We start from the raw sequence: 7895 nt of genomic DNA, 5'->3' as shown, positions 1-7895 counted from the left end.
GCCTCCTGCGCGTCCGGCGACCAGGTCCGCGCATCCCCCACCAGATCACTCACACACCGTCAACGAGCCTGAACCCAAAGCGTTTCGGATCAATATGTACGGCTCTACGACTTCATGTCCCAGATCGTCGACTACGGCGATCCCTACATGGAGATGCTCTCGATCTTCCTGCGCCTGCTGGAGAAGGTGATTGCCGAGTCCGCTTGGGCAGCCGACGTGGACCTCTCCGACGTTGTGCTGGTGGGGGTCAAGCACAACAAGGCGATAGCGGTCGACATCTCACTCGTGGGCGACGGGCAACTGAAGGGCATCAGCGCCGCCGGCACGGGCGCGAAGAAGGATCCGAAGTACGTCGCGCTTCAGGTCGTCATAGACAAGATGAACGACCTCTTCGGCGCCGAAACGTTCGCTGCCTCCCAGGTCAGGGAGTTCGTACAGGGCCTCGTGCAGCTGCTGCTCGCCGACCCGAACTTGGTCCAGCAGACCAAGGTGAATTCCAAGAAGCAGTTCCTGGAGTCACAGGACTTCCAAGCGGCAGTCACGGAGGCAGTCGCAGACAACCAGGACGCCCACAACACGATGGCTGACTACTTCTTCACCGACGGGCCGGCCATCAATGCGATCACCGTGGCCCTCGCGGATGCCTTCTACGAAGCAGCGGTCGATCAGCAGGTGGGTTCAACCTGAGTGGAGGCCGAGGTCAGACGTCCTTGATCTGTACGCGGTCGCCGCACAGTTTCGACCAGTCGTCGCGGTCCGAGGTCAGCACAAGGACGGGTCGCGCGGAACGGAGCGCCATCGCGGCGACGAGGGCGTCGATGGCGTACTTGTGGCCGTGTAGGCCGCCGGCGTCGCTCAGCAGCTGAACCGCGGTGAGGCTGTCCGCCTGGGTGACGTCCTGGACCTGGAGGCGGGAGAGTAGCCAGCGCAGCCGGGCGGTGTCCGTTTTGCCGTAGACGGCCTCCACCACCGTCAGGGCGGACACGAGGACGGGTACGCCCACGCGCCGAGCGGCCTCGATCCGGGTGATCATCTGGCGGTCGTTGCGCAACAGCAGCGACAGCGCCTGGGAGTCGAGCACCAGAGTCCTGGCCGCGGCCTCCTTCATGCGGCGCTGTCGTTCGACGCGTAGGGCGCCGGAGCGTCACCGAACAGCTCGCTCTGCGCGGCCTGGATCTCGGCCTCGCTCAGTGGCTCGTGCTCGGCTTCGTAGGCGGCCACGATCTCGGCGAGGCCGTCCATGGCGAGCTGATGCCGGACCGCTGCCGTCACGTACGCGGACACGCCGCGCTTGCCGGTACGTGTGCGAAGAGCACCGAGGAGTTCCGAGGGCATCGAGACGGAGATGTTCTCCGTGCCGCCGGGGCGGGGTGGCTTCATGGCTACAAGTCTAGTACAGAAACTATTACAGCGTCTGAAGTGCTGTGCGATCTGTGTCCGTGGCGGGCGGTGGGGCGTAGTCTCGGCGCTTCCTGATCTTTTTGTACTTTGAAGTGAATCCCGTGCTGGGATGGTGCTGGGATGCGCCCGCATAACCGCAGGTCAGAGCGGTTGTGGTGGAGTTCCGCTTCAATGTGTGACGGGTGACGTGCCACCACGTCACTGATCTGGCAAACATGCAGGTCAGAGAGGGTCCGGCTCTTCGGGGTCGGGCCCTTGGTCTTTTCCCGTGCTGGGATGGTGCTGGGATAGCTGACCCCTCGTCACCTGTCGTCATCCCTGGTCATCCGTACCGTGCTGGGATGGTGCTGGGACGGGATGGGGGTGCCCGTGCTGGGATTTGTGTGAGCGAGGCGCTGACCGAGCTTGTGACGGTAGTGCGGACGTGGCGCTTTTCCTACTCGTTTGACACAATCGGAGGCATGGCTGATACGACGTACAGCATCGGGGAAGGCCCGGCGACGCGGGTGAGCCTGTCGCTGCCGGAGGGGACCGCGGAGGCGATCCGGGCTCGGGTGGGGAAGCGGGAGTTCTCCGCGTTCGTCGCCGAGGCGGTCGAGCGTGAGCTGCGCGGGCAGGTCCTGGACGAGTACCTGGCGGACTACGAGAGCCGCAAGGGGCCGGTCTCCGAGCCGGCTCGTCAGCGGGCGCGGCAGGTCTACGACGAGGTGTTCGCCGAGGAGGCCGAGTGGCCCGCCGCAGGCTGAGTCACGAGGGGACGCTCGTCCTCGACAGCGAGGGACTCTCGAAGCTGCTCGCCGACGAAGAACAGGTGGTGGCTCTGATCGCTGAGGCGCGCTCGCGCGGCATGGAGGTCGTGATCAGTGCGCTCACCATCATCGAGGCCGTCCATGCCCGTACGAACAAGTCACGCCTGAACTGGGTGCTTTCCGGGCTGCGGGTCGTTCCGGTCGGTGACGAGGAGGCGAGGGCTGCCTCGAAGTTGCTGATGAACGCCGGGTTGCACGGACACAAGTACGCGATCGATGCGGCCGTCGCCGAGGCCGCGCTGCGACAGCACCGCCCCGTGGTCATGCTGACTTCCGATATTGACGACATGGCCAAGCTGTGCGGCGAGCGGGTCCGGCTCGTGGCGGTGTGATTTGCCTTGGTCCGGCATGGTAGGAGCGGGGTCCGTAGGGGCTCCAGTGACCGAGGAAGGGCTTGAGGTCGTCGCCGCTGGGTTTCGGCGGCGTGGGCAGTTTCGGCGCTGAAACCGATTCGGTGAGGTTTTGGAGGTGCGCGTCCGCGAACTCCAGCCACGCCTCGATCTCGGTTCGCTCCTGCCCGGGTGGCAGTGATGTGACGTGGTTGCGTACTGCTGCGGTGTATTCGGTCAGGCGGCTGGCCTGGTACCAGGTGTCTGCCTGTTCTCCGAGGTGTTTGACGCGGTAGGCGTGGGCGTAGGCGGCGTGGGCTTCCTGCATGGCGGGCTTCCCAGCGCTTTTGCTGTATCTCTCTGGCTTGCTGGTCTGCAAGGCGTTTGCGTTCTGCGGCCTCGCCGCGGAGTCCGACCTCCTGCACGGTCTCGGCGAGTTGTGATGGAGAAGTGCGGTGGTGCCTTGCGGCGCCGATGGGGCGGGGGCGCGCCTTGTGTGGTTTCGAGCGATGCCTTGTGGCCTTGGGCTGTGGTGGTGGCGATGAGGGTTTGGATGATGCGCAGGGCTCGGCCCTGGAGGGGATTGGTCAGGCCCATGGGCTGCGGCTGCTTTTGGAGGGCGGCCACGACGGCATGGGGCTTGGTAAGTCTGGCCGGCACGGGGAGCGGGGTGAGCTCCGCGAGGCGCCAGGCAGGAATGTCGACCAGCTTGATTTCGTAGCCGCGGTGCGTGCGGTAGCCGTAGAGCTCCTGGGTGTGGGGGACCTTGCCGGACTTGCGGGCAGCGTTGACGCGTGATGCCCAGTTCACCGAGTGCGGGCCGGATTCGAGGGGTTTGATGAGCCAGCCGTCGCTCGTGGCGGCCAGTTCTTCGAGGAGTTGGTCCGCATAGTTCGTACGGGCTTTCGGTACGACTCTGGGGCGCGGCGGTGCCGGTTTCCGGGCGGGCGGGCGGGTCCGGGGGCCGGGTGCTTTGCTCTACAGGGTGGATGCCGCGTTCGATGAGGTGCTACCGCCCCTTCTCGGTGAGGCGGGCGCTCCAATGCCCGCGGCGTTTGGTGATTTTGATGAGCCCTCGGTTCTGCAGGGCCTGTCCGCCGGTCTTGTACGTGCTGTCCGACCAGACCCGTCGGGACACCCCTGGCCCACCCAGCCGAGCACGGCCTGCTGCCGCTCGTTGAGGGCCTGTTCCATATAGCCTCCCGCCGTTCCCTGGGTGCCCTGCCACCGGAGACGATGCCCGCTGCCCCTTGCGGGAATTCTGGGCTGTTGGAAGGACTCCTCGTTCGGGTGAGAGATATGGAGGGCGTGTTTACGGCGAGAGTCCCGGGCGGCTACGCAGCCTCGTCGCGCATGGCGGACTGGGCCGACTCACTTTCGACGCCGATGACTTCGACGGTCACGCCGCGAGCGGCGAGGGCCTTCGCGGTCTGGGCCAGGGTGATGGCGGAGAACGGAAAGAGGGAGTCCGGCGTGAGCTTGGCTCCGTCCTTCAGAAGGATCGCGAAGACGACGCGGCGCGGGGTGAAGTCCTCGGGGATACTGCGGGCCGGATCGCTGTTGACGTGTACGGACCGGGCGAACTCCGCGCGTACGGCCGCGTTCTCGAAGAGCAGCTCAACGGAGACGCGCGCCTGGCTGAACAGGTGACTCAGCGGGCTAGAGGAGTGCGCGGGCTTCACGAGGACAAGAGCGTCGTCCTCGGTGAACAGGTCGCAGATCTCGACGGAGTTGCTTGCCCGAAAGGGGTTGTGGACGTTCTTCTTGTCCAGGCAGACCCAGCCGCGACGGGCCTGGGCGGCCAGCTTGTTGTAGTCGCCTTCGTCCACGGGACGCATCACGCGCATACCCTTCCTGTTGAGCTTCTCGACGAGCGGCCAGCGGGGGAGATCGACTGAGGGCGCGTCGGGGAACAAGGGAGCCACGGTCTCGTTGACGTTGCGCAGGTAGCCCGCCCCGAGCTCGTACCACTCACCGTCGAGCAGACAGAACGTGCGGGAGCCGAGGGAGAAGGTGGCCTCGATCCACTTCATGGCGGTTTCCTTGGACAGGGCTTCCAGGGAAGCGGTGCGCGCGGCGAGCGTGTCACGGAACAGTTCGACGGTGCCCTGCCGGAGCGCCGTGACGCGGGCGCCTGCCTTGATCACACGGGCCCGCTCCAGGACGTAGTCGAGACTGAACTCGTCCCGGAGGTGGGGCGGGCAGGACCCGATCTTGATGGTGCAGGCGGTGGACCGGGGCAGGTCGGTGCTCTGGGACAAGGGGACGGCGGTGATGATCCGGCCGTCTGCGGGACGGCCGAGCGTGGCGTCCAGTTCCGCGTCGAGCGCGTCGATGAGGGAAGGGTCCTTGACCGCGGTGATGTGCTCGATGAAGGCCAGGTCGGGGTGGGGAACGTCGTGCTCGCAGATCGTGGCGATGGCGCGGATGTTCTTGATCAGTGTGGCGGGGGTGGTGCCGAGTTTGATACGGAGACCGATGCCGCCGTCCGCGGTCATGGCCCCGTTCCTGGTGCCGCTCCCTGCGGTGAGGTCGACTTCGTCGAGGTAGCCGCCGAGGTGGCGGATGATCCGCCACAACGCGTCGCGGGCCACGGGCGTTCGTCGCGCCCGTGCGTCCTGGATCAGCTCGCACCATGCTGGAGCGGTCAGGAGGGTCCGACTCTTCGGGGGCGGGCCCTTGGTTCCTTTCCGTGCTGGGACGACCCGCTCACCCTCGTCGGACACGTCCTCGACGATCGGCGAGGGCAGGCCCGAGAATCCCGTCTGCACAAGCGCGTTGACATCTTTCACGCGGATGCCGATGCCCCATCACCATGCCCCATCGCCACGCTCCGTCACGACGCTCCGTCACCACCGAAAGTGAGACGGAGCCGAACGTTTCACCGCCCCGCCGTCGAGGCGTCTCGTCTACGGCTGGGCGCAATCCTGCGGAGCGCAGGCGATGACGTCTTCGTTGTCGGGGCCCATGTCTTCGATGAGGGTGATCTCCGAGAATTCCGAGACGACGTGGATGGGGTAGGTCGGTCCCCGGTCGCGGAAGGTGCGCATGCGGTCCAGGCGGTCGTTCTGGAAAAGGACGGTGCGCTCGGGATGCTGTTCGACCCACCGGGGGAAGAAGATGACCCCGTGTGCGATACGTTCGGCAGGCACGAGAGTGACACAGACGGATGTACCGGTCGGCTCGGTCCAGGAAATCTTGTGGACGCCTTCGGTGAGCGTGACGAGGTCGACCTTCTGGTCCTTGACCCAGCGGCCACCGACCATGCCGCTATGGATGCGGTAGTCGATGGTTGTCGTGTTCTTGACGTACATTTCGTAGCGCCAGCCGTTGGAATAGGTGTATTCGAGTCGGCGGCCGACGATGCCTTCTGAGGCGTGTGTGCCCTGTGGCTCGGTGGGTGGTTCCGGTGGGTTGGTCATGCTTCGTCCTCCTGTATCACCTGGTGGTGGCTACGGCTTGCGGGCGGTGACCGCGGCGTTGGCTGTGGGGGCGTCGACAGGGATGACCTGGACGTCGGTGAAACCGGTCTCGATGAGCCACCCGGTGAGTTCCCCGGCGGTGAAGCCGCGTCCCCAGGTCTCCACTTGCATGGCCAGGCCCATCAGGGCCGCGGCGATGGGGCCGTCCTCGGTGTCATCGACGAGGAGTTCCGCGATGATCACTTGCCCGTTCGTGGAAAGAGCGGAGTGGCACTTGGTCAGCAATGCCCGTCAGTCCGTGTCGTTCCAGTCATGGAGGATCGAGGAGAGCAGGACGGCGTCGTAGCCGCTGGGCAGTGGAGCTTCGGAGAAGAAGTCTCCGGCGATGGTGGTGATGCGCCCGCCAAGGCCTGCCTCGTCAATATTCTGCTGTGTGAGTTCGCAGACGTGCGGGAGGTCGTACACGGCTGCGCGCAACTGTGGGTTCGCGCGGCAGAGTTCGATGTCCCAAGCGGCGCCGCCTCCCCCTACGTCCAACAGCGTCCGTGCGCTGTTGAGGTCGATGCGGGCGCCGAGTTGTTGGGCGGTGACCACGGAAACGGCGGCCATGGCCTTCCAGAAGGTCTCAAGGACGACTGGATCGACGCCGTCGAAGAGGGATTGCTAGGAGTCGGGGTCCCATGCGGTGGGCCTGTTGCGGCGTAGCGCCTCACTCAGGCGGAGCCAGCCGGGATAGTCGTGACGATCCATCAGTTCGACCCAGCCGCCGAAATACGTGGGCCGTCCACGAACCAGGTAGTGAGTGGCGAGAGGGGTATTGAAGCACTGCTCGCCGGTTCGGCTGATCAGTCCCAGGGAAGCGCAGGCGATGAGCAGGGAGCGGGCGGGGCGAAAGGCGATGCCGATCCTTTGTGCTGCTTCAGCGATGGTGCTGCCGGGGTTCCGGTCCAGGAGGCCGAAGACGTCGAGTTCCAGCGCTGTGGAGAGAGCTTTGGACGCCCACAGTCCTGAGGCCATTTGCATGATCTTCTGCGGTCCAGTGACTCCGTCAACTTGTTCGGACATCACTACCTCTCGGGATTTATGGTGCTCGTGGTCTTCTCGGGCTGACATGAATGCTGCGGGACAGCCTTCGGTTGAATTCATGATGTGCGCGGAGGTATTCATCCTGTTCCGCGAGTTCGCCCCGACTCCCGGTGGGCCGATGGGGGGCATGTGGTTTCGCTGAGAAACCTCTTCAGAGTGCGGGGGGTGTGCCCGGTGAGTTCTTCGACTGTCCGGGTGATTGGTTCTGCGAAGCCTGAACGGACCGCCGCGAACAGTTTCACCAGGAATTCCGTCGTGTCGGCCGGAATTCCGGCCGACAGGCATGTGTGACGGTACTCATCCGCCTCTACCGGTCGGTAGCGCACGGGGTGGCCGAGGTGTCCGGTGAAAACCTCGGCGACCGTGGACCAGTCGAGGGCTTCAGGTCCGGTGAGCAGGTACGCGGCTCCCGAGTGTGCGGCCGGATTCGCCGCAATGGCTGCCACGGAATCTGCGACATCACGGACGTCCACCCATGCGGTTCCCGCGGAGCCGGTCGGCAAGGCGATTTCCCCCGCGCGCAGGTGCTCGGTGAAAATGCCGGCTGTCAGGCTGCTCATGTACCACTGCGAGCGGATGTGCGTCCAGCGGCAGTCCGTGGACTCGGCGGCACGTTCAATACGGCGGAGCGTGAAGTCTTCATCGTGCCCAGCCTCGAACGCGGAGTTGATGATGAGGTGCTCGACGCCCTCCGCCGCGGCGGTCTCGATGAAGGGCGCGATTCGTTCCGGCGATTGCGCGTCAGCCAGTGGCGCTATTGATCCGAAACGCTTTGGGTTCAGGCTCGTTGACGGTGTGTGAGTGATCTGGTGGGGGATGCGCGGACCTGGTCGCCGGACGCGCAGGAG

Annotated in this window: 9 protein-coding genes and 1 pseudogene; 3 read left to right on the top strand and 7 right to left on the bottom strand. The window is 65.2% G+C overall.

Annotation, left to right across the window (positions count from 1 at the left end):
• The first annotated feature begins 114 nt into the window (after positions 1-114).
• Entirely contained in the window at positions 115-687 is a 573-nt protein-coding gene (locus ACZ4LX_RS37555; protein ID WP_467651794.1) for a hypothetical protein, read from the top strand.
• Between the two features lie 13 nt (positions 688-700).
• Here ACZ4LX_RS37555 and ACZ4LX_RS37550 read toward each other — a convergent pair whose 3' ends face one another.
• Positions 701-1108, bottom strand: a complete 408-nt coding sequence (locus ACZ4LX_RS37550) for a PIN domain-containing protein (RefSeq protein ID WP_467651796.1) — start codon at positions 1106-1108, stop codon at positions 701-703.
• A complete protein-coding gene (locus ACZ4LX_RS37545; protein WP_057610003.1) occupies positions 1105-1380 on the bottom strand; it encodes a hypothetical protein in 276 nt (91 codons plus the stop codon). Before ACZ4LX_RS37545 ends, ACZ4LX_RS37550 begins: the two co-directional genes overlap by 4 nt.
• A gap of 482 nt (positions 1381-1862) precedes the next feature.
• On the opposite strand from ACZ4LX_RS37545, the gene ACZ4LX_RS37540 reads away from it, so the two are divergent.
• Complete coding sequence (locus ACZ4LX_RS37540) at positions 1863-2147, top strand: hypothetical protein (RefSeq protein WP_467651798.1); 285 nt, start codon at positions 1863-1865, stop codon at positions 2145-2147.
• Positions 2129-2542 carry a PIN domain-containing protein gene (locus tag ACZ4LX_RS37535; RefSeq protein WP_037661709.1) on the top strand — a complete coding sequence of 138 codons (414 nt, stop codon included), beginning with the start codon at positions 2129-2131 and terminating at the stop codon, positions 2540-2542. The genes ACZ4LX_RS37540 and ACZ4LX_RS37535 overlap by 19 nt, the downstream gene beginning before the upstream one ends.
• A 1331-nt stretch (positions 2543-3873) precedes the next feature.
• Here ACZ4LX_RS37535 and ACZ4LX_RS37530 read toward each other — a convergent pair.
• From ACZ4LX_RS37530 to ACZ4LX_RS37510, 5 genes and pseudogenes are all read right to left on the bottom strand, one after another.
• Complete coding sequence (locus ACZ4LX_RS37530; RefSeq protein ID WP_467651800.1) at positions 3874-5331, bottom strand: DUF6119 family protein; 1458 nt, start codon at positions 5329-5331, stop codon at positions 3874-3876.
• Between the two features lie 117 nt (positions 5332-5448).
• Complete coding sequence (locus ACZ4LX_RS37525) at positions 5449-5961, bottom strand: phenolic acid decarboxylase (RefSeq protein ID WP_467651802.1); 513 nt, start codon at positions 5959-5961, stop codon at positions 5449-5451.
• A gap of 30 nt (positions 5962-5991) precedes the next feature.
• Positions 5992-6591: pseudogene (locus ACZ4LX_RS37520) on the bottom strand (methyltransferase); the annotation flags it as partial.
• 33 nt (positions 6592-6624) lie between these two features.
• On the bottom strand, positions 6625-6978 hold the full coding sequence (locus ACZ4LX_RS37515; RefSeq protein ID WP_467651805.1) for a methyltransferase family protein: 354 nt from the start codon (positions 6976-6978) through the stop codon (positions 6625-6627).
• Between the two features lie 146 nt (positions 6979-7124).
• Positions 7125-7895, bottom strand: a 771-nt coding sequence (locus tag ACZ4LX_RS37510; protein WP_467651807.1) for an NmrA family NAD(P)-binding protein, incomplete at its 5' end; no start/stop codon positions are given.

It is taken from the genome of Streptomyces sp. NPDC026062 (assembly GCF_055568375.1).
This window is presented reverse-complemented; position numbering and strand designations above follow the sequence as displayed.

Bases quoted from the DNA above. Each gene is read 5' to 3' on its own strand.
- ACZ4LX_RS37540 (WP_467651798.1), top strand. From the start codon at position 1,863: ATGGCTGATACGACGTACAGCATCGGGGAAGGCCCGGCGACGCGGGTG.
- ACZ4LX_RS37515 (WP_467651805.1), bottom strand. From the start codon at position 6,978: ATGGCCTCAGGACTGTGGGCGTCCAAAGCTCTCTCCACAGCGCTGGAA.
- ACZ4LX_RS37545 (WP_057610003.1), bottom strand. From the start codon at position 1,380: ATGAAGCCACCCCGCCCCGGCGGCACGGAGAACATCTCCGTCTCGATG.
- ACZ4LX_RS37525 (WP_467651802.1), bottom strand. From the start codon at position 5,961: ATGACCAACCCACCGGAACCACCCACCGAGCCACAGGGCACACACGCC.
- ACZ4LX_RS37550 (WP_467651796.1), bottom strand. From the start codon at position 1,108: ATGAAGGAGGCCGCGGCCAGGACTCTGGTGCTCGACTCCCAGGCGCTG.
- ACZ4LX_RS37555 (WP_467651794.1), top strand. From the start codon at position 115: ATGTCCCAGATCGTCGACTACGGCGATCCCTACATGGAGATGCTCTCG.